Here is a 21,740-nt window from a genome sequence, read left to right as displayed (position 1 = left end):
TGTAATAATAATTAAAATATAAAATATACACTGTCGAATAAATATGTCTTTTTGTATTGACTTGAAAGGAAAAAATGCTATTGTTACCGGCGGCTATGCCGGTATAGGGCTGTCTATTACTAAAACTTTGCTGACGGCAGGAGCTAAAGTTGCTATAATAGGCAGGAGCTATGTAAAGTTTTCGGCAATTTCAGACGAACTATCGAAAATAAAAGACAATGCGGGATTTTCTTTTTATGAAGCAGATATATCCGATAGCATCGGCATCGCAAAAACTATCGCGGATATTATGCTGCAATTCGGTAAAATTGACATTTTAATTAATAATGCAGGTATTACAAAAGACGCGATTTTAATTAAAATGAGCGATGAGGATTGGAGCGAAGTTATTAATGTAAATTTAAACGGTTTGTTTTATGTCGTAAAAAATGTTATAAAATATATGATTAAGGCGAAAGCAGGAAAAATTGTTAATATTTCTTCGGTTATAGGAGAATCAGGAAATGCAGGACAGGCTAATTACGCATCTGCTAAAGCCGGAATGATAGCGTTTACTAAATCCGCCGCAAAAGAGTATGCTTCAAGAAATATATATGTGAATGCCGTAGCTCCGGGATTTATAAGCACTGACATGACCGATAAATTAAATGAAGTTGTTCAAAATAACATAAAAAAAGAAATTCCGCTAAATAGGTTTGGCGTTCCTGAAGACGTGAGCAATGCCGTTCTTTTTCTTGCGTCTGAGCTTTCAGATTATATAACAGGCGCTACGATAGATGTAAACGGCGGAATGTATATGAGATAAATAAGATGTGTTAGGCTGATGCATTTTTTCCTCCAATACGGATTTCTTCAGCTGTGTATTTAGTACACACGAATATTTTGTGTATTGTAGTATATTGATATGCGAGGGCAAAATGCGAATGTCGGTGAAGTGCTTATGTTTATAATTGCGCGGTACGATTTTATAATTTGCGGAAAAGATTAACTGTCGCTAAAAAATAAGGAGGTGATTATATAATGTCGGTTGCAGAAAAAGTTAAAGAAACAATAGTTGAACAGCTCGGAGTTACACCGGATGAAGCAACAGATGACGCTTCTTTTGTTGAGGATTTAGGAGCAGATTCTTTGGATACCGTCGAGTTAGTTATGGCGTTTGAAGAAGAGTTCGGTATAGAGATTTCCGATGAGGATGCGGAAAAAATTAAGACTGTAAAAGATGCTGTGTCTTATATAGAAGAGCATACGAAATAATTTGCTAAATTTGCCTGTTTCACGGCAAAGCGTATTTTAAATATTTATAAAGGTGTTTTTCAATGGAAAAAACTAATTGCAATAGAAGAGTGGTAATCACAGGTATGTCTATGATTTCGCCCTTAGGCAACGACCTTAATACTTCATGGGAAGGAATGATTAGCGGCAGAAGCGGCATAGGACTGATTACCGCTTTTGATACGACCGAATATACAACTAAGATCGCAGGAGAAGTTAAAGATTTTGAACCGGAAAATTTTATCGATAAAAAAGAAGTTAAAAAGATGGATAGATTTATCCATTATGCTGTTGCATGCTCAAAAATGGCATTGGAAGAATCCGGTCTTAAGATTGACGAATCTAATGCGCATAGAGTAGGTGTTTGGATAGGCGCTGGAATAGGCGGGCTGATGACCATTGAAAAATATCACACGCTTTTATTAGAAAATGGACCTAAAAAAATTTCTCCGTTTTTTATACCGATGCTGCTGATAAATTTGGCGCCGGGGCAGGTTTCCATTATGACGGGCGCAAAAGGACCAAATGCGAGCACTGTTTCGGCATGTTCTACAGGAACCAATTCCATCGGAGATGCTTATAAGATAATTGCAAGGGGAGACGCAGATGTTATGATAGCAGGAGGGGCGGAATCCACGATAACCCCTTTATGCATATCAGGTTTTAATGCTATGAAAGCGCTGTCAACCAGAAACAATGAACCTAAAAAAGCTTCCAGACCTTTTGATAAAAATAGAGATGGATTCGTCGTAAGCGAAGGTTCCGGCATAGTTATTTTAGAAGAATTGACCAATGCACAAAATAGAGGCGCCAAAATATATGCAGAGGTTGTCGGCTATGGATTTTCTTCCGACGCTTATCATCTGTCGACTCCTGACCCGAATGCGCAGGGCGCGTTTTATTGTATGAAAAATGCAGTAGAAGATGCCGGTATAAATCCTGAAGATGTGGATTATATTAATGCTCACGGTACATCCACATATTATAACGATTTAAACGAAACCAAGGCTATTAAACAGCTTTTTAAAGAACACAGTAAGAAACTTATGGTTAGTTCAATTAAGTCTATGATAGGACATGCATTAGGAGCCGCAGGAGGCATAGAAGCCGTAGCGACGGCTATGACTTTGTATTCTGGAAAAGTGCCGCCTACTATAAATTTTGAAGAAGCCGATAAAGAATGCGATCTTGACTATGTGCCTAATATCATGAGAAAAGCCGATATTAAATATGCAATATCAAATTCTTTCGGATTCGGCGGAACAAATGCTACCTTAGTTTTAAAAAAATGGGAAGGTAAATAATTAATAATAGGAAAATTATAATGAAAGTATATATAGGTTCCGACCATGCCGGATTTGATCTGAAAGAGTCGATTAAAAACTATCTAAAAGAAAAAAAAATAGAGTTTATTGATTTAGGTACGGACTCCGCAACCAGAAGCGTTGATTACCCGGATTATGCTAAGAAAGTTGCCGAAGAAACGGCGAAAGACTCGGGTTCCATCGGCATTTTAGCATGCGGAACCGGAATAGGTATGTCAATAGCCGCAAATAAGGTTAAGGGTATCAGGGCTGCGTTGATTTACGATGAATATACCGCGGTGGTTGCTAAAAAACACAATAATGCAAATGTAATAACTTTTGGCGGCAGAACTATGACGCCTCTCGAAGTAGAAAGATATTTGGACAATTTTTTAAATACAGAATTTGAAGGCGGCAGGCACCAGCATAGGATAGATGAGATTAATAATATATAATCAATTTATAGAATAAATAATAATAAATATAAATTATAAACTATACAGGTGAACAAAATTGAATGGACAAAATTTAAAAAGCTATGATGCGGAAGTTTACGGTTTTCTGCAGAGCGAACTTAAAAGGCAGCAATATTCTATTGAGCTTATTGCATCGGAAAATTTTGTATCACAAGCGGTTATGGATGCTCAGGGTTCTATTTTAACGAATAAATACGCCGAGGGTTACCCGGGCAAAAGATATTACGGCGGCTGCGCCAACGTTGACAGTATTGAGCAGCTGGCTATAGACAGACTAAAAAAAATATTCAATGCCGAATACGCTAATGTGCAGCCTCACTCCGGCTCTCAGGCTAATATGGCTATTTTTTATGCGTTTTTAAATCCAGGAGATACGGTTCTTGGCATGGATTTATCTCAGGGAGGGCATTTAACCCACGGTAGCCATGTTAATTTTTCCGGAAAATATTATAAGGTGGTTTCTTACGGTGTAAATAAAACGACTGAAGTAATAGATTACGACGAATTAAGAAAAATTGCCAAATCTTGTTCCCCTAAGCTTATCATCGCAGGAGCAAGCGCTTATCCAAGAATAATAGATTTTGAAAAATTCAGAGAAATTGCAGATGAAACAGGTGCGTATCTTATGGTTGATATGGCTCATATTGCCGGATTAGTTGCAGCGGAGCTTCATCCTAATCCCGTGCCATATGCGGATTTCGTGACATCTACTACTCACAAGACTTTAAGAGGACCGAGAGGCGGGATAATACTGGCAAAAGAAAAGTACGCAAAACAGATTAATTCGGCTATTTTTCCCGGTATTCAGGGCGGACCGCTTGAGCATGTTATAGCGGCTAAAGCAGTATGTTTTAAGGAAGCTCTTTCTAATGAATTTAAAGAATATCAGAGGCAGATTGTTTTTAATGCTGCCGCTCTTGCGGATACTCTTAAAAATAACGGTTTCAGCTTAATTTCCGGCGGCACGGACAATCATTTGATGCTGGTTGATTTTAGAAAATCAGAAATGACGGGAAAGGAAGCCGAGAATTTATTAGATGAGGTCGGAATAACGGTTAATAAAAATAAAATTCCATTCGATGAAAGAACGCCTTTTGTTACAAGCGGCATACGAATAGGCACTCCGGCAGTTACTACAAGAGGCATGAAAGAAGCGGAAATGGTGAAAATAGGTGAACTTATTTCTGAAATTCTGCTTAACCCGGGTGATAGCGCTATAAAGCAGAATATAAAAAATGAAGTGATAAATCTTTGCGGAAGATTTCCGCTGTATCAGGGATATTACGAGTAAAAGCTAAATAAGAACGCATAAGCCTCAAATTACCCCAACTGATACAAATATAGCGTAAAAGTTGAATAAAGATAACGCATATGTACAGCGTTCATATGCTTTTGTCGTACAATTCAATAAGATGCCTTACTGGGATTTCATTTTTGCTGTTTTCTATGTTTTTCTGGTCTTTTAAGGAAAGCATACATCCGGAACACGAAGTCAATATGACTTCTGGAGAGGCATCGTTTATTTCTCCGAATTTTCTTTTCGTAATATCTTTTGACATGTTATAATGACGCATATTAAACATACCGCCGTTTCCGCAGCAGTAATTATATTTTAACGGTTTTAGATTTAATCCGCTTATATTATCTATAATGCTGCCCGCTTCGCCGATAAGATTTTCATTTTTGGAAACCGGAATAAAATTTGCTGAATTTTTTAAATGGCATGGTATGTGAAATACAGCGTCTAATTCTTTACTTAATGCTCCCTGTTTTATATTTATGCCCTTTTTTTTAAGAATGCTGAAAAACTCCCAGATATCTACCAATTTTTTAGAAAAGTTTAAAACTTCGGTCCTTTCTTTTTCTTTTGTTTTATTTTTTTCTTCAGCGCTAAAATATAAAGGATATAATTTGTTAATAGAGAATGAACAGGAAGCGCAGGAAGTTATAATATATTCCAGTTTCTTTTCTTTAAAACTTAAGGCGTTATTTAACGCAAGTTCCTTAAATGATGCGGTGTCTCCGCTTGATATATGCGGTAAACCGCAGCAAGATTGAGAGAAAGGAACAAAAACAGATATGTTATTTTTATTTAATGCGCTGACGGTGCTTGTAGATATTTCGGGATAAATGCTGTTGAATACGCATCCGCTGAAATAACCGACGGTAATATCTTTAATAACATTATTCGCATTGTGTTCAGCGTTAATATGAACTGATTTTAAATTTTTATCGGCAATATTATTTTCTTTAGCCATATCGCCGCTATCTAAAAAATTTTTTTCAGCAGTAAATCTTAAATCTTTATGTAAAATAAATGGTCTGCCGGAAGGTTTCGGAATATTTAAATTTTTGAATTTAAAAATATTTGAAAGCCGCAGACCGGAAGAAAGCATTAATCTGTTGTTAGTTTTCAAGGCGTTTAGAGCGAAACTGTCTATAGAAAATTTTTCATTTTTAATTTTATTAAATTTGTTCTTTTCTTCTATAACTAACGGACCTGTTTTTACTCCATTTGGGCAAATATCGGCGCACCTGCCGCAAAGAAGGCATGTAGACATAGATTGTTCAAATTTTGATATCCGCAGAGGCAATTCATCTTTAACTTCGGATGCAATTAAACGAATACGGCCTCTTGGACTGAAAAATTCATTAAAAGTAGCATTATATGAAGGACAGACAGATAGGCATTTTCCGCATTTTACGCAATTTTCAAAACTTTTTAGCGATGTATTTAAAATATTTTCCAATTTTTTTATTTTTAGTTATTATTTTATACCAAATCTCACTTGCTTAGTTTTATTAGTTGATTAAAAATTCATTGATTAATTTTAGATTAATTTTATAGCGCAATTATTAAATCGATATCAAACTGATATTTAATCAAATATTTTGCCTGGGTTTAAAATATTATTAGGGTCAAATGATTTTTTTATATTGCGCATTAAGTTGATATAGTATGGGTCAAATTTTAGATTCATAAATTCTTTTTTCATAGTTCCTATTCCGTGCTCTCCTGATATAGTGCCGCCAAGTTCAACCGTTTTTTTCATAATTTCATACTTGGCTTTTTCACCGCGCTCGAGCATTGTCGCATCACTTTTATCTAACATTATGTTAACGTGAATATTGCCGTCTCCGAAATGACCAAAATTAATAATAGGGACATTGTATTTATCTGATATGTTCTTGATATCACCTAACATCTGTACTATTTTATTTATAGGCACGGCAATATCATTGTTTATCTTGAAATCTCCGAATGCTCTTAATGCAGGCGAAATAGCCTTTCTTGCGTCCATAATAGCTTTCTTTTCTTTTTCATTTCCGGCGGCAAACAGGAGAACCGGAGAAAATTTATTTAGTCTGTTTTTATATAATTCAATGGCATCCTTAACCTCATCAGCGCTTCCGTCTGCTTCAATTATAAATAAAAAATCACCCTTAATATCAATAAAACTGTTTTTAAAGTAATTTTTAACAGCAGTTATAGACGAACTATCCATAAATTCAAGCATTGAAGGTCTGCTGTTGAGTTTTAGCAGAGATAAAGCAGCGTTAAAACCGTCGATTGAGCTATCAAAAGAAACAATTAAAAGATTAGATGTTTCCGGCTTAGGCAAAAACTTCAGTATTATTTTTGAAAAAAGGCCTAAAGTGCCTTCCGAACCGACTAACAGCTGCGTCAAATTATAGCCGGCAACATCTTTTATAGTCTTCGATCCTGTATTGATAATTTCTCCGCTTCCGGTTATCGCTTCAAGACCATACACGTAATTTTTAGTGACACCGTATTTAACAGCTTTTGGCCCCCCTGCGCATTCCGCTACATTGCCTCCTATGCTGCAAAATTCAAAGCTTGCCGGATCAGGGGGATAAAAATACCCTTTGTCTGCAAGATAATTTTTTAAATCGGCGTTTATAATACCCGGAGCTACGGTTACAAACATGTTTTCTTCATCTAATTCTAAAATATTTGTCATTTTAGCAAATGAAACTACTGCGCCGCCGCTAATAGGAACGCTTCCGCCGGAAAACCCGCTGCCGGCTCCTCTTCCGACGACAGGAATATTGAATTTATTACATGCTTTTACAATAGCCGATATCTCAACTTCATTTAACGGAAAGACAACAAAATCCGGCATGGACTCTTTTATTGTAGCATCGTACGAATAGCATAAAAGCTCTTCGCGCTCCGCCAAAACCCTGTCAGCGCCTAAAATATTTTTAAATTCGGTATATATAAGTTTCTTATCCATATTTATTATTATAGCACAATTTCGCCGTCAGGCGATATAAGTAATGTGACGGCATTTCTGACTTTTGTTATTTCAACGGGGAGAGTGCCAATGAATTCGCCGTCGCACTGACAATATACCGTGCTGTTTTTTACCGAATCTGAAGCGTTTATAGTTATTTTTTTTGCTTTTATATAAATTTCGCTATTTTTCATATATTGCTTACTGAAGATTATAGATTTAACCATGCACAATAATGTGCTGAAGCGATTATTTATATTTTTAATTAATCTGACGTTAATATTATCGTCAAAACACGAACTGTTCGGAAAAACTTTAAACGGTCCGCCGTAATATTTAAGGTTCGAAGCAATAACCTGTTTTGCAATGATGTTTTTTTCAGATAAATTTTTGTTAGCAGAAAGATTTTCGATACGGCATTTTTCTAAATCTGGATCTGCTTTTTTAATAAAAATTTGCCTGCTGTTTGCGGCATTCTTTGACGATACGGCACATTCGCATAAATTATTGAGATTATTGTCATCATAGAGCAAATTAACCGAAAGGTCGATAAATTCGTATTTTTTTAAAGTTTTTATAACGCTGCCTATGTAGTTAATATATTTTAATATATTATTTTTTTTAGAAATTATTGATTTTTCATTAGCGGTATGCAGTTTATTTTCAAATTCTTTTACTACATATGCGTCAAAGCCGACGCCTGCCATTATTAAAAAAAATCTATCATTGATTTTTCCTAAATTAACCTTCATAGGTTCATATTTATTTATTATGTCATCCAATGCTTTTTTTATATTAAACGGTGTTTTGTTTTCAAGCGCAAACAGATTAACCGTCCCCATAGGCAAGTGCGCAATAGGGATATCCTTAAAAACTAATTTATTAATTATATGATTAAGGCTTCCGTCCCCTCCCGCAAGAAATATAGCATCATAAAGAGAAAGAAAATCATTACGCGAATTTTTTAATTTGTCGTAAAATTCTTTCTCGGTAAGATTAAATACCGTTGTTTTTATATTCAAATTATTTAAATAATATTTAATAAAATTTAGTTTTTTAAATGAAAAACGTCCGGAAAATGGATTGTATAGCACAATAATATTTTGCAATTTCATCTTAATATGTTTATATCTATTTTTATATTTAAATGATGTATAATAGTAACTAGAGTTATTTAGCTGCTGCCGCTTAAAGTTTGTTGATAGATTTTGAGCAATAATGTTTAATTTTGAATAAATAATAATATTTAAGATGCCAGTTTCAAGATTATATCAAATTATATAAAATTATATCAAATACCTTAATTCTGCAATAGAAAATATTTATGCATTTCTTTGCTCGGTTAAGCAAAAGATAACTTTATATTGCATTAAACCCTATTAAACAAGATTAAGCCAATTTGATTGAATTAATTAAAATAAAAAAGATTTAGATTTAAACTTTAACTGATTAATAAATATTATTAGATAATCATTACTATTATTAATTTGACTTTATAAATAGGATATAGTATATATAAAAGGTGAGTGATAAATTTTTAGTGTCCTATGATATGATAGACTATTTAATAGTCAGTTAGATTATCAATATAAATTAATTAAAAATAAAAATAATAATATTTTTTTAGAGGTTTGTTTAATATGCATCATACTAATACTTCGGTATTTGACAAGAAGGTTTATATTCCATATATGTCCGATGCGGCATACGCATTAAGCGGCGCTTTCAGGAGATGCGGAGTAGATTCGGAAGTTATGGAAGCACCTGATAATTCAACTATTGATTGCGGCTTAAAATATACGAACGGCAATGAGTGTATGCCTTGTTTTGTTACGACCGGCGACATAATAAAAGTTATTGAGAAACCAGGTTTTGACCCTAAGAAATCGGCTTTTTTTATGCCGACGTCACCCGGTCCCTGCAAATTTGGGCAGTATAACCGATTGCATGAGCTTGTGCTTGATAGCATGGGGTATAATGAAGTCGAGTTTTTAGTTCCGAGCGCAGGCAAATCATACACGGATTTCGTCGGGGACAAGGCGACTTTATTCAGAAGGGTCGCTTGGCAGGGCTGTCTTGCAATAGATACTTTAGAGAAAGCATTATATAGAGTGCGGCCGTATGAAATTAATAAAGGCGAGACGGAAAAAGTCTATGGGCAGTGCAGAGATATTGTCGTCGACGCAATAGAGAAAGGGAAAGAGATATACAGTTCAATGGAAGTATGCGCTAAAAAATTTGAATCTGTGACGATTAAAGACGAAAAAAGGCCAATAATAGGCATTGTAGGAGAAATATTTTTAAGGCTCAACAAATTTACAAATAATTTTACGATAGAAAAAATTGAAGCCCTTGGGGCGGAAGTTTCCGTTGTTCCCACATATAAATGGATAACTTTCACAACCCACGAATATACCGCTAAGGCCTTCAGAAACAAAAAATTTAAAGATATTTTTTTAAGTTTCCTTGTAAATTATTATCAAAAGAAAGACGAATCAAATATGTTTAAACCTTTTTCCAAATTGCTCAGAAATCAAAAAGAATCAAGCATTAAAGAAGTGCTGGAATATGCAAAAAAATATATTGATATAGCAATAGGCGGAGAGGCCATTTTAACGGTAGGCGAATCTATCGATTTTGCAAAGAGAGGGTATTCAGGTGTTGTTGCCATACACCCTTTTCATTGTATGCCCGGATCGGTAGTACAGGCTATTTCAAAAAAATTCAGAGAAGATTTAAATAATTTTCCATGGATAAATCTATGGTTTGACGGGCAGGAAAGTACAAATTTAATGCTTAGACTGGAAGCTTTTATTCATCAGGCGAAGCAATGGAGCGGAGGTAGTAATGTTTTTTCAGAGGCGGCATAATGCAGACGGTGCTTGTAAAAATAACAGATACGGTAATATATTAGGCAATAAAATTAAATCTAAACTTAAAATAAAAACAATTGTATCGGTTTTTTCTATAGTATCTTTAATATTTGCATTTGCAGTCGCGAATGTTAGCGCATTTAATGCAGCGAATAAAAGCAGTTCAATTGTCGAAAAACTGTTTCATGAATTGCAGCCCAGTGTTGTGCACATTCAGGTGCTGGGATTTGCCAGATTGAAAAACGGCGCGATAATGCCTGAAGAAGATATAGGCACCGGGTTTTTTATAAATAATAACGGGGATATATTAACTAATTTTCATGTAATAGGAAATGCAAGCAAAATAGACGTCAGTTTTTTAAAATATAAAAATGTAAAGGCAAATATAATCGGTACCGACCCTTCATCTGATATAGCGATTATTCATATTAATCCTAAAGGCAGGAAAATAGTGCCGGTCGTTTTAGGAAACTCTAACGATTTAAAAGTTGGTGAAAGGGTTATGGCTATAGGTAACCCCTACAATTTATATCAAACCGTCACTACCGGTATAATAAGCGGACTTAAAAGGTCGTTAGTTTTTCCTACCGCAAGATTTTACGGAAATATAATACAGACGGATGCTGCTATTAATTTTGGCAATTCCGGCGGACCTTTGGTTAACTACAGAGGACACGTTATCGGTATTAATACTGCAAAATTGGCAGGAGAAGCTCAAAATATCGGTTTTGCGATACCTATTAATCTTGCAGAAAGAAATATTCCCGAGTTAGTAAAATACGGCCGAATAATAAAACCATGGCTTGGGATAGAAGCCATTAAAGTCACAAAAAGTTTTAGCAGGCTTTTCGGAATTAAAAATGTAAGCAAAGGTCTTTTAGTTGAGAAAGTTTTTCCAAGGAGTCCTGCGTATAAAGCCGGCATAAGGGCAGGGAAAAGGATAATACAGATGAAGGCTATGGCTTATGTTTTGGGCGGAGATATTATAACCAGAATAAACAATAAAAAAGTTGATTCCTTTTCAAGCCTTGAAAGAATGATTAGCTCTTTCATTCCTGGACAGATTGTAGTTCTAAAAATACATACAGATAATAAAATTAAATTTATTAAAGTAAAACTTGGCGCTCAGCCGTCTTAAACGATAAATAATAAAATATGTTTCTGACTACAAGAAAAGATATTAAAGAAATAATAGATGCCGCGGAAAAATATCAAAATATAGGTATTGTAGGATGCGCATCGTGCGCATCTATATGCTTGACCGGCGGCTCCGCGCAGGTCGTAGAAATGGAGCAATCATTAAAAAAAGAGGGTAAAAATATAACATTTACCATCTCTATTGATGAGCCGTGCGATATGAGGGTGCTGAAAGAAGATATGCGTTTTGTTGAGGATAATCTTGAAAATACCGATGCTATTGTTGTGCTTTCATGCGGAACCGGTGTTCAGACTATAAGCGGGCTTATCAAAAAAAAGGTGATTGCAGGAACAAACAGTAAATATATAGCCAAGACTGAGCATATAGGCGAATATAGCCCTTTGTGCCGCGGGTGCGATGAATGCAGGTTAAATTTTACAGGCGGTGTATGTACAATTACGCTTTGTCCCAAAGGATTGCTGAATGGTCCATGCGAAGGGCATAACGGTATTAAATGCGAAGTTGACGAAGAAGCAAATTGTATATTTATGACCTCGTATGCAAATATGAAAAATTTTGGAGAGGAAGAAAATATAGTCCGTATTTTTTCTCCAAGAGATCACAGCATAAAGACTATTAAAAAAAATATTTAAGGATTTACCATATGAATATCATACCTGAAATAGAATCCCCTTTGAGTGAAAATTACATCGATTTTTTAAAAGAATTAAAAATATTATTAGGTGGACTTGGCGGAAATAGAACTATTAATATTAAAAATATAATTATTGAACAAAATTTCGGTTTTAACGCAATATTGCTCTGCAAACTCTTATCTGATGAAAATCCTGATGCAGTAATAACGTATTCAGTCAATATGAGAGATAAAAACAGGATCGCGCTATTTTCCGACCTCATCACTTTAAATCAGCTGAAGTTAAAAAATATTATAATATCTGAAGGACTGCATCCAGTGAAGACGGTATTTCATTCTGCTAAACCCGTTTATGATATAGACGTAGTTGCGCTCAGTTCTATTATTAAAAAATCTAGGTCGATTAATCATTTAATTGAAAATAATTCAAATAACGATTTGTTAGACAATAATGTTGCTAACGCTGAAGACGCTGCATACAATATCGAAAATTTTAATCTTGGCGTTAAAATAGCCGCATCAACACCTGCAGATATGGTAAAAATAAAAAAACTTATGACAGTCGGCGCAGATAATTTTATAATTAATTCTTTTACGGATAATATCGGTGCAATTGAATATATTAAAAAAGAACATAAAAATGTTTTTATACATATTAATGAATTAGAAATAGGAAAAACCTTTAATTCATTGGATGAAGCTTACGCTAACGCCTTGAATCTTAAAGCGGACGGATTAATTATAAAAATTGTAAGCCCGAAAATAAACATATTAAAAAAGTTGTAATAAAGTATATATGGCAAATTTGTTCGTTGACGGAAAATATGGCGATAGGGGTATAATCCTTGGTAATGAGGCAATTGCAAGAGGGGCGCTTGAAGCCGGAATCGGCTATGCATCAATGTATCCTGGGACTCCGGCTTCTGAAATTATTATTGCATTAGACAAAAATAAAAAAAATATAAAAAATATTTATACCGAATTCAGCTTGAATGAACATATTTCCCTGCATGGAGCAATAGGCGCTTCATGGTCGGGTATCAGGTCTTTATGCGCAATGAAGAATGTCGGTTTAAACGTCGCCAGTGAACCGGCGCATTTTCTGGCGTATACAGGGGTTAAAGCAGGGCTTGTTCTTGCTATAGGTTCAGACCCGGGAGCTCCCAGCAGTTCTAATGAGCAGGACGACAGATGGTATAGTCTGCATACGTACATGCCTATTATAGAGCCTTCAAATATACAGGAAGCTAAAGATTTTACAAAAAAAGCTTTCGATATTTCTGAACAGTTTTCTTTCGGAATTATACTCATGGCTCCTTCAAGATTGTGCCATAATGCAGGCATATTGCATTTTGGCGATTGTTCGGACAGAGATTTAATATCCGGAAATTTTAAAAGAGATCCTGAAAATTATCTTAATCTTTTTAATCTTGCCGTTAAGAATCATAAAAAATATCTTGAACGTAACGAACTCCTTAAAAAATATGTCTATAATTCTGAATTAAATATGATTATAGATGCGCAGATTAGTTCAGCGAAAAGTTCCAGAATAGGTTTTATTTCATCCGGCGTTATATACTCCCATTTGATAGAGGCATTGAATTTTATTAATGCGGATTATTATAAGATTTTAAAATTAGGGATTACTTTTCCTCTGTCGGAAGAACTTATAGGTAAGTTTTTAGATAATTTAGATGAAGTTGTTATTGTTGAAGAGGCAGAAGGTTTTTTAGAATTTCAAATTAAAAAAATAGCTTTCGAAATAGGCTATCATGGAAAAATCCACGGCAAAAATGTATTCAAAGCTTATGGAGAACTGACTATAGACGACGTTATTAAGGGCGTTACCGGTTTTTTAGGAAAGGCAGCCCCAGAGTATTTTACCGCAGCAGTTAATAAGTCGGAAATTCTTTCAGATAAAATCCCGCAGAGAATGGGAACTTTTTGCGTAGGATGTCCTCATCGCGGCACTATCTATTCAATTTTAAAAGCATCCGGATATTCTAATACCGGCTCTAAAGACAGAGATGTTGTTATAGCAGGCGATATAGGATGCTACACACTCGGACTATTGCCGCCGTATAATGCTATGGATTGGCTAACCTGCATGAATTCAGGATTAAGCATAGGGCAGGCTATCAGTATAGCAGACAAGAGCAAAAAAATAATAGCGTTAGTCGGGGACTCAACTTTTTATCATTCCGGAATACCTGTTCTTATGAACGCAATTCAGAACAATTCAAATATCTTATATATTATTCTTGATAACAGCTGGACTGCAATGACGGGGCATCAGAAAACCCCTTCAACTAAAACTGATATTGACGGAACCCCTATTCCTAATTCTGTTAATTTAAAAGATTTGCTTAAATCGCTTGGCGTTTCGTATATTAAAACCGTTGACCCTAACAGCGTAAAAAGATTCAGCGTTATCATAAAAGAAGCGCTGAAGGAAAAAGGGCTCAAAGTTATAATTGCTAAGCGTGAATGTATTCTCCAGGAAGAAAGAAGAAAAAAAATAAAAAATATTAAATCTAAACCGGAAAATAGTTCTGAAATTATATATGAATTACAAAAAGAACGCTGCGTTAAGTGCAATGAATGTTTTGTTGAATTGGCGTGTCCTGCAATTCAGTCGGCAAAAGAAAACGGTATTAATAATGGTAAAGAATATTATTTTATAGACCCTGTTTCATGCGTTAAATGCGGCGTGTGTTACGAAGTATGCCCTAACAGCGCTATAAGGAAAGTAGAATTCAATCTGCATCCGTCAATAAATCCTGAATCGCAGCTATGTTTTCTTGATAATAAATAAAATAAAACGAACTAAAAATAGCGATATAAGATATAATATACATAATATATAAAATAAATTAAAATATTATAATAATGAAAAAGTTTAATATAGCTATTACTGGTCTTGGCGGTCAAGGGATTATAACTGCAGGCACTATACTAAAAAATGCCGTTCTTGATTCTGTTATGCAGGACGTATCAGGTTCAGAAAGAAGAGGCGGAGCGCAAAGAGAAGGTTACGTGGAAGCATTCGTCAAATATATTTTTTACGACTCAATTGCAGAACTGCAAAATCCACGAAAAAATATGCACTCGCCTATGATAGCTTCAGGCGATGCCGATGTTCTAATTTCATTGGAACCGTTAGAGACGTTGAGAGCTGCTTCTTATGTCAACAAAAATTCCGTCATTATTTTTAATACAAATCCGCATATTCCTATAAGCGTGCGAATGGGGAAAAATAAATATCCTGAGTTAGATGATATTTTAGAAAGTCTTTACGGCATAACGGACAATGTTTTTTATTACGATTTTAATAAGCTGTCTTTAGAAAATTTTGGTTCTATAATATCCTGCAATGTTATTTCCCTCGGGGTTTTATTTGCAAAAACAAATATACCCGTGTCCAAAAACGTGATAGAAAATATTCTCTTAAAAGGTTCAAAAGCTAAGGATAATTTGAAAGCTTTTAATATAGGACTGGATTTATAACGTCAATTAGGATATATACATTGTTGTAATATTAATAAAATATAGCAAAATATAGATTAAGACATAAGTAAGATATAAGTAAGGCATATGCAAGATAGATTTAAGATAGATTTAAGATGGATTTAAGACAGATTTAAGACAGATTTAAGACAGATTTAAGATAAATAAATAAAATTATACACACTGTTAACATATCAGAAACATAGGGTAATAACTATAAAATATGAGCGGAAAACTTAAAATATCGGTAGAGCAATATAAAGGCAGTTTTGCGTTTGATACGGCAGTTAGTGAGTGTTATATTGACGGAGCATGCGAGGAAAATCTTACGGAGAATACGGCTGCAATACAGTATTGTACGGCAGGTCAGGATATTTCGCTTCCGCCGTTAAAGTTAAAAAGCACGGAAAATTCAGAGAAAGGAGAAGCGCTAAAAAAGCTTAGGGACTATAAGATAAATAATTGTATAAAATGCGGGTTATCTAAAGAAAGAAATTTGATAGTATTCGGCGAAGGCAATGCCGATTCAGATTTAATGTTTATAGGGGAAGCCCCGGGAGCGGACGAAGATAAAACAGGAAGGCCTTTTATAGGAAAAGCGGGGCAATTATTAACCAAAATTATTGAATCTATTAATCTTAAACGGGAGAGCGTCTACATTGCAAATATAATAAAATGCAGACCGCCGGGCAATAGAAATCCCGAGCAGAATGAAATTGAAAGCTGCAGTCCGTTTTTACGGGAACAGATTGATATAATAAAGCCTAAAATCATATGCACCCTCGGAAAATTTTCAACTATGTTTATTTTTAATGAAATCAGCAATGCTGCCGGTGCAGCAAATATTGAATTCGAAAAAATAGGCAGTCATAGAGGTAAAATTTATAATTATAAAAATATAAAAGTTATACCTACTTATCATCCTTCTTATCTACTCAGAAATCCGTCGGCAAAAAAGGATGTCTGGGAAGATATGAAATTGATACGCGGCTTGCTATCGGAATATATATAGGAGATTTATTTATTATTTATTATTTTATATAAAATTCAATTCAGCGAGTATCTGCCGATGAATAGGAATATATTTAATTTGTTATATGTTTTACGTATCTTGCATAATTTATTAAATTAACAATAAAAATAGTAACTGATAAAATCATGATAACGGCAGCCTACATTTTAGTAATATTTGCATTCGCGCTCATAATGTCGGACTTCTTTATATTTTCATTCGGTGTTTTAACCTCCGTCAGCGCTATTCTATTCGTTATAGCTTCGGTTATTATTTTTACATTTTCGCCGATGTTTCCCGATTTATTTGCCGAAATAATTTTGCCTGCTTATGTGGCGCTGTTTATTTTTATAGTCATATTTATAATTTTAGGATATAAAGCGAATAAAACAAAGGTTAAATCATCAGTGGACAGTATTGCTGGCACTGTTGCATTTGCTACAAAAGATATTCCTGCCGGCGGTTTCGGGCAGATTGATCTAAACGGCGAGATATGGACGGCTTACGCCGATGCTGCTATCGCCAAAGGTCAAAAAGTAATAGTGGTTGGATCGCCTCATTCATCATCCGTTTCTGTAAAAGATTCCTTAAAATTAAAGGTAAAACCTTTTAGCTAAAAATATTCTATCTATTTTATTAAGCCGGCTATAGCTATATGTACATATATACTATATAACATTTCAAATATGCTGGCTCTTATACAATACAATTTGACATATAATATAATTATTAACTATAGAACGCGAATAAGAAAATACCAATATCTAATTTGCAGATAATAAAAGTGTAATGTTAACCGGCAGTTGCCGTTTAGCTGCTGAATGCAAAAATATTTCAGCCGATGTCAAAACAATATTATGTGATAATATACAATAAAGCAAATATTTATTTTTATTTAATGCAGTAAGTTAATTTGGAGGATATATGCAAGGTTTCGGAGTTTTATTTATATCTGTAATAATAATTGTTGCTATTATGATTATTCTGTATGCCGTAAGAATCATAACAGAGTACGACAGAGCGGTTATATTCAGACTCGGCAGAGCGATAGCCGTCAAGGGTCCCGGAATAATCTTATTATGGCCGGTAATAGACAGAATGATCAGGGTCAGCTTAAGAATACTTACCTTTGAAGTTCCGTCTCAGGACGTGATAACAAAAGATAATGTTACCTTAAAGATATCCGCAGTGGTTTATTTTAAAATAGTTGATCCTCTTAATGCAGTAGTACAGGTAGCCGATTATTATAATGCTATTTCTCAGCTTGCTCAAACTACTTTAAGGAGCATCTGCGGTGAAGCAGAACTTGATAAACTTTTGGCAGAACGTGAAAAGATAAATGCAGAAATGCAGGATATATTAGATAAACATACAGGGCCATGGGGAATTAAAATTACTATAGTGGAACTAAAACAAATCGATATGCCGCAAGATATGCAAAGAGCTATGGCAAGACAGGCAGAAGCAGAAAGAGACAGAAGAGCAAAAATAATCAACGCCGACGGAGAATTTCAGGCGGCTCAAAGATTAAGCGACGCTGCTAAAATCATAGCTGAAAATCCGATGGCGCTGCAGTTAAGATATTTGCAGACGCTGAATGAGATATCTTCTACAAATAATACTACAATGATAATGCCTATCCCTTTAGATATCATAAGAGAGGTAGGGAGAAGTTTCAGTTCGGGTAATTCGTCTAATGACGCAAACAATACCGTTAATGCAGGTGTTAAATAACAAAAATTATTAATTAATAAAGTAAGCAAATTAAAGTAAGCAAATCAAGAAAAATAAAAAGTAAAATATAAGCTAAGGAGGCACTAATTATGGAACTCGGTATGGTAGGTTTGGGAAAAATGGGCATCAATATGGTATTCAGACTTTTAGAAGGCGGGCATAAAGTAGTTGTATTTAACAGGACAAGGTCTAAAGAAGAACCTGTGAAAAATAAAGGCGCCGTCGGATCAGATTCTATAGAAGAATTAGTTTCAAAACTATCAACCCCAAGGATTGTCTGGCTTATGGTGCCTGCGGGGGGTACTACGGATTTAATGATTGAAGAAGTATCTAAATATGTTGAGAAAGGCGATATTGTAATTGACGGAGGCAACTCATATTATAAAGACTCTATAAGAAGACATGATTTACTTAAAGAAAAAGGAATTAATTTTCTTGATGCCGGTACAAGCGGAGGCATATGGGGACTTAAAGAAGGCTACTGCTCTATGGTAGGCGGCGAAAAAGAAATTTTTGAATATTGTGAACCTATATTTAAAACCTTAGCGCCTGAAAAAGGATATCTTTATACTGGAAAATCAGGTGCAGGACACTATGTTAAGATGGTTCACAATGCGATAGAATACGGAATGATGGAAGCATATGCAGAAGGTTTTGAAATTTTAAAAACAAGCGATTTTAATATAAATTTGACCGAGGTTACGGAATTATGGAGGCATGGATCTGTTGTCAGGTCGTGGCTTCTGGACTTAGCCAATAATGCATTTAAGTTAGACCCTGAATTAAAGAATCTCGGTCCTACCGTTGATGATTCAGGCGAAGGCAGATGGACATTAAAAGAAGCTATAGACAATGCCGTTCCTGCCCCTGTGCTTGCGGAATCGGTGTTTGCAAGATTCAGATCCAGACAGGAAAATTCTTTCGCAAACAGAGTCCTTGCAGCCTTAAGGCATCAGTTTGGCGGACATCCGGTTCATTAAATTATATCATCATAATCTACATAACCGCCAATTTGTTTTGTCAAAAAAAATCGGCAAAAAATTACAATATCTTAAGTGAGGGATAACTTCCCGCTTGCGGCAAAACAAGATTTGACATATTAGGCAAAAATGAATAAAAACTATACATACAAATTTTGAATATATCTAATTATAAATCCAATATAAAATTATTAAGGGAAAAATATTATGTATATTGATGCAAGTTTAACGGTTGAGGATGGAATGGTTCATTGGCCGAAAGACCCTGAAGTTATTATAAAACAATTTTCAAGTATTAAAAACGGCAATACCGCTAATAATACGCATCTTTCTTTTGGAACGCATACCGGAACGCATATAGATGCTCCGCATCATTTTTATGAAGAGGGGATAGGAATAGATAAATTAAAATTAGAAAGTCTTATAGGAGAATGTCTTGTTATAGAAGTTCCTGAAACATATAAGGCTATAACGGAAGATTTCCTTAAAACGCAAAATATTAACAGCGGCGGCAGGATATTGTTTAAAACAAAAAATTCTAAAATTATATCGATAGATAAAAATTTTCATGAAGATTATGTATATGTCGCAAATGACGCCGCTCAATATATGGTCAATAAAGGCGTAATACTCGTAGGCGTAGATTATCTTTCGGTAGAAGGTTTCGGTAAAGGGCATGAAACCCACAGGGCTTTGCTTGGCGCAGGAATTATTATTATTGAAAGTCTTTATCTTGAGCACGTTGAGCCCGGCAGATATAAACTCATAGCGCTCCCCGTCAAAATAAAAGATTCAGACGGAGCACCTGCAAGAGTAATATTAGAAAAATAAAGTCGCTGAAATAAAACAGTTAAATCGGGCGGTACGGACTAATTAGCTAAATTGTTATCAATTATAAGCAAGTGTAAATAATGAGCGATAAATAATAATAATGTCGCAACTCTTGAATATATAAATATATAATAAGCGAGGAATACAGATATGAAAGGACTTAATCCATGCGGTATTATAATATTCGGCGCAAGCGGAGATTTGGCGCATATTAAAATTTTTCCCGCTTTATATAATTTGTGGGATGAAGGTTTTTTTCCGGATAATTTTTTCATTACAGGTTTTGCAAGGACTAAAATGGACGATGAGCAATTCAGAAAAACAATTTATGACTCTATGAATATATATTGCAGAAAAAAACCTATAGACGCCAAGCATTTTAAAGATTTTTCCAAGCATATAAACTATCTTTCTATGAGTTATAACGATATTAAAAGTTACGAATCACTGAATACATTTACAGAAACGAAGTCCAAAGAATACGGCATGCCCAAAAATTTAATATTTTATCTATCCACACCGCCAAGTGTTTATCAGGACGTTGTTGAAGGTTTAAATAATTCTGGTCTGGCTTCCAATAAAGAACAAAAAGACGGTTTTTCCAGAATAGTTATAGAAAAGCCTTTCGGCTACGATTACGAAAGTGCAAATGAATTGAACAGCAATATCTTATCTGCATTTCAGGAACGGCAAATTTACAGAATAGACCATTATCTTGGAAAAGAAACCGTACAGAATATACTCGCTTTCAGGTTTGCCAATGCAATATTTGAACCTGTATGGAATAATAAATATATCGACCATATTCAGATTTCAGCGTTGGAATCAATAGGCGTCGGGTCACGCGCAGGTTATTTTGATAATGCAGGTATAATAAGAGACATGATGCAAAATCATATGATGCAGCTGCTGTCGTTAGTTGCTATCGAACCGCCTGCCATATTTGATGCCGATGATTTAAGCAATGAAAAGGCCAAATTATTAAAGAGCGTAAGAAGATTGACGATAAACGACGTTAGAAATAATGTTGTGCGCGGTCAATATGATAGAGGGATAATAGGCGATAACGAAGAAGCGCTGAGCTATAGAGAAGAAAAAGGTATTCCGGTTGATTCTATCACTGATACGTATGTTGCTCTGAAACTATATATTGATAACTATAGGTGGGCAGGTGTCCCTTTTTACATAAGGTCTGGAAAAAGAATAAAAGAGCACAAAACAGAAATTGCTGTTTATTTAAAAAAATTACCGCATAGCCTTTTCGGCAAAAATTCCATTGAAAATCTTGAGCAGAATATTATTACGATAACTATTCAGCCAAATGAAGGTATAGAGCTGAAAATAGGAGCAAAATCTCCAGGGTTTAAAATGGAAATAGAACCTGTGGAACTTTCTTTTTTCTATAAATCTTCATTTAAAGGTACCCCGCCTGAAGCGTATGAAAGATTGCTGTATGATATAATGGAAGGAGACCAGACATTGTTTTACAGAACTGACAATATGCTTATTTCGTGGAAATTAATCGGAGACATTATCAACGGCTGGAAAAGTTTACCTGCGCCGCTGTTTCCAAATTACGAATCCGGTTCATGGGGACCAAAGGAAGCAGATGAATTAATTAATAAAGACGGAAGAGCATGGCATAATGAAATATAAATATAAATATAAATAATATATATAACAATATAATAATATAATA

The 21,740-nt window shown here is 34.8% G+C and carries 20 protein-coding genes; 17 read left to right on the top strand and 3 right to left on the bottom strand.

Translation table 11 applies throughout. The features are described from left to right. Positions 1-43: 43 nt before the first annotated feature. The 5 genes from fabG (at position 44) to EVJ46_02250 (ending at position 4,343) form a co-directional block, all read left to right on the top strand. The gene (fabG, locus tag EVJ46_02270; GenBank protein ID RZD17079.1) at positions 44-805 is read left to right on the top strand and encodes a 3-oxoacyl-[acyl-carrier-protein] reductase; all 762 of its coding nucleotides are present in this window, start codon (positions 44-46) and stop codon (positions 803-805) included. Between the two features lie 212 nt (positions 806-1,017). Continuing rightward, a complete protein-coding gene (locus EVJ46_02265; GenBank protein RZD17078.1) occupies positions 1,018-1,254 on the top strand; it encodes an acyl carrier protein in 237 nt (78 codons plus the stop codon). Between the two features lie 62 nt (positions 1,255-1,316). Further along, positions 1,317-2,576, top strand: coding sequence for a beta-ketoacyl-[acyl-carrier-protein] synthase II (gene fabF / locus EVJ46_02260; protein ID RZD17077.1), 1,260 nt, complete (start codon positions 1,317-1,319; stop codon positions 2,574-2,576). Positions 2,577-2,596: 20 nt separating this feature from the next. Continuing rightward, on the top strand, positions 2,597-3,031 hold the full coding sequence (gene rpiB, locus EVJ46_02255; GenBank protein RZD17076.1) for a ribose 5-phosphate isomerase B: 435 nt from the start codon (positions 2,597-2,599) through the stop codon (positions 3,029-3,031). Between the two features lie 58 nt (positions 3,032-3,089). After that, complete coding sequence (locus EVJ46_02250) at positions 3,090-4,343, top strand: serine hydroxymethyltransferase (GenBank protein RZD17075.1); 1,254 nt, start codon at positions 3,090-3,092, stop codon at positions 4,341-4,343. Between the two features lie 91 nt (positions 4,344-4,434). Here EVJ46_02250 and EVJ46_02245 read toward each other — a convergent pair whose 3' ends face one another. The 3 genes from EVJ46_02245 to EVJ46_02235 form a co-directional block, all read right to left on the bottom strand. Further along, complete coding sequence (locus EVJ46_02245; GenBank protein RZD17074.1) at positions 4,435-5,802, bottom strand: (Fe-S)-binding protein; 1,368 nt, start codon at positions 5,800-5,802, stop codon at positions 4,435-4,437. 129 nt (positions 5,803-5,931) lie between these two features. Continuing rightward, the gene (locus EVJ46_02240; protein ID RZD17073.1) at positions 5,932-7,311 is read right to left on the bottom strand and encodes an FAD-binding protein; all 1,380 of its coding nucleotides are present in this window, start codon (positions 7,309-7,311) and stop codon (positions 5,932-5,934) included. 8 nt (positions 7,312-7,319) lie between these two features. Beyond that, positions 7,320-8,426 carry a hypothetical protein gene (locus EVJ46_02235; protein RZD17072.1) on the bottom strand — a complete coding sequence of 369 codons (1,107 nt, stop codon included), beginning with the start codon at positions 8,424-8,426 and terminating at the stop codon, positions 7,320-7,322. 525 nt (positions 8,427-8,951) lie between these two features. Between EVJ46_02235 and EVJ46_02230 the strand changes: the two genes are divergently transcribed. The 12 genes from EVJ46_02230 to zwf all read left to right on the top strand — a co-directional run bounded on the left by EVJ46_02230 (position 8,952) and on the right by zwf (position 21,697). Beyond that, a complete protein-coding gene (locus EVJ46_02230; protein RZD17071.1) occupies positions 8,952-10,181 on the top strand; it encodes a hypothetical protein in 1,230 nt (409 codons plus the stop codon). After that, complete coding sequence (locus EVJ46_02225) at positions 10,159-11,322, top strand: trypsin-like serine protease (GenBank protein RZD17070.1); 1,164 nt, start codon at positions 10,159-10,161, stop codon at positions 11,320-11,322. The genes EVJ46_02230 and EVJ46_02225 overlap by 23 nt, the downstream gene beginning before the upstream one ends. Before the next feature lie 17 nt (positions 11,323-11,339). After that, positions 11,340-11,975 carry a hypothetical protein gene (locus EVJ46_02220; GenBank protein ID RZD17069.1) on the top strand — a complete coding sequence of 212 codons (636 nt, stop codon included), beginning with the start codon at positions 11,340-11,342 and terminating at the stop codon, positions 11,973-11,975. Between the two features lie 11 nt (positions 11,976-11,986). Continuing rightward, positions 11,987-12,763 (top strand): hypothetical protein, encoded by a 777-nt coding sequence (locus EVJ46_02215; protein ID RZD17068.1) that lies wholly within the window; start codon positions 11,987-11,989, stop codon positions 12,761-12,763. A 10-nt stretch (positions 12,764-12,773) separates the two neighbouring features. Continuing rightward, positions 12,774-14,792, top strand: a complete 2,019-nt coding sequence (locus EVJ46_02210; GenBank protein ID RZD17067.1) for an indolepyruvate ferredoxin oxidoreductase subunit alpha — start codon at positions 12,774-12,776, stop codon at positions 14,790-14,792. Between the two features lie 74 nt (positions 14,793-14,866). Beyond that, a complete protein-coding gene (locus tag EVJ46_02205; GenBank protein RZD17066.1) occupies positions 14,867-15,484 on the top strand; it encodes a hypothetical protein in 618 nt (205 codons plus the stop codon). A gap of 223 nt (positions 15,485-15,707) precedes the next feature. Continuing rightward, positions 15,708-16,496, top strand: a complete 789-nt coding sequence (locus EVJ46_02200) for a uracil-DNA glycosylase (GenBank protein RZD17065.1) — start codon at positions 15,708-15,710, stop codon at positions 16,494-16,496. A gap of 146 nt (positions 16,497-16,642) precedes the next feature. Then, positions 16,643-17,113 carry a hypothetical protein gene (locus EVJ46_02195; protein ID RZD17064.1) on the top strand — a complete coding sequence of 157 codons (471 nt, stop codon included), beginning with the start codon at positions 16,643-16,645 and terminating at the stop codon, positions 17,111-17,113. Between the two features lie 307 nt (positions 17,114-17,420). After that, on the top strand, positions 17,421-18,230 hold the full coding sequence (locus tag EVJ46_02190) for a slipin family protein (protein RZD17063.1): 810 nt from the start codon (positions 17,421-17,423) through the stop codon (positions 18,228-18,230). Positions 18,231-18,319: 89 nt separating this feature from the next. Then, entirely contained in the window at positions 18,320-19,210 is an 891-nt protein-coding gene (gene gnd / locus EVJ46_02185; protein RZD17062.1) for a decarboxylating 6-phosphogluconate dehydrogenase, read from the top strand. Positions 19,211-19,417: 207 nt separating this feature from the next. Beyond that, complete coding sequence (locus tag EVJ46_02180) at positions 19,418-20,041, top strand: cyclase family protein (GenBank protein ID RZD17061.1); 624 nt, start codon at positions 19,418-19,420, stop codon at positions 20,039-20,041. Positions 20,042-20,191: 150 nt separating this feature from the next. Next, on the top strand, positions 20,192-21,697 hold the full coding sequence (gene zwf / locus EVJ46_02175; protein RZD17060.1) for a glucose-6-phosphate dehydrogenase: 1,506 nt from the start codon (positions 20,192-20,194) through the stop codon (positions 21,695-21,697). The last annotated feature ends 43 nt before the right edge of the window (positions 21,698-21,740 follow it).

It is taken from the genome of Candidatus Acididesulfobacter guangdongensis (assembly GCA_004195045.1).
Classification (GTDB): domain Bacteria; phylum SZUA-79; class SZUA-79; order Acidulodesulfobacterales; family Acidulodesulfobacteraceae; genus Acididesulfobacter; species Acididesulfobacter guangdongensis.
This window is presented reverse-complemented; position numbering and strand designations above follow the sequence as displayed.

Bases quoted from the DNA above. Each gene is read 5' to 3' on its own strand.
- fabF (RZD17077.1), top strand. From the start codon at position 1,317: ATGGAAAAAACTAATTGCAATAGAAGAGTGGTAATCACAGGTATGTCT.
- EVJ46_02210 (RZD17067.1), top strand. From the start codon at position 12,774: ATGGCAAATTTGTTCGTTGACGGAAAATATGGCGATAGGGGTATAATC.
- zwf (RZD17060.1), top strand. From the start codon at position 20,192: ATGAAAGGACTTAATCCATGCGGTATTATAATATTCGGCGCAAGCGGA.
- EVJ46_02200 (RZD17065.1), top strand. From the start codon at position 15,708: ATGAGCGGAAAACTTAAAATATCGGTAGAGCAATATAAAGGCAGTTTT.
- EVJ46_02225 (RZD17070.1), top strand. From the start codon at position 10,159: ATGTTTTTTCAGAGGCGGCATAATGCAGACGGTGCTTGTAAAAATAAC.
- EVJ46_02180 (RZD17061.1), top strand. From the start codon at position 19,418: ATGTATATTGATGCAAGTTTAACGGTTGAGGATGGAATGGTTCATTGG.
- EVJ46_02195 (RZD17064.1), top strand. From the start codon at position 16,643: ATGATAACGGCAGCCTACATTTTAGTAATATTTGCATTCGCGCTCATA.
- EVJ46_02230 (RZD17071.1), top strand. From the start codon at position 8,952: ATGCATCATACTAATACTTCGGTATTTGACAAGAAGGTTTATATTCCA.
- fabG (RZD17079.1), top strand. From the start codon at position 44: ATGTCTTTTTGTATTGACTTGAAAGGAAAAAATGCTATTGTTACCGGC.
- EVJ46_02235 (RZD17072.1), bottom strand. From the start codon at position 8,426: ATGAAATTGCAAAATATTATTGTGCTATACAATCCATTTTCCGGACGT.
- EVJ46_02240 (RZD17073.1), bottom strand. From the start codon at position 7,311: ATGGATAAGAAACTTATATATACCGAATTTAAAAATATTTTAGGCGCT.
- EVJ46_02205 (RZD17066.1), top strand. From the start codon at position 14,867: ATGAAAAAGTTTAATATAGCTATTACTGGTCTTGGCGGTCAAGGGATT.
- EVJ46_02220 (RZD17069.1), top strand. From the start codon at position 11,340: ATGTTTCTGACTACAAGAAAAGATATTAAAGAAATAATAGATGCCGCG.
- EVJ46_02215 (RZD17068.1), top strand. From the start codon at position 11,987: ATGAATATCATACCTGAAATAGAATCCCCTTTGAGTGAAAATTACATC.
- rpiB (RZD17076.1), top strand. From the start codon at position 2,597: ATGAAAGTATATATAGGTTCCGACCATGCCGGATTTGATCTGAAAGAG.
- EVJ46_02190 (RZD17063.1), top strand. From the start codon at position 17,421: ATGCAAGGTTTCGGAGTTTTATTTATATCTGTAATAATAATTGTTGCT.
- gnd (RZD17062.1), top strand. From the start codon at position 18,320: ATGGAACTCGGTATGGTAGGTTTGGGAAAAATGGGCATCAATATGGTA.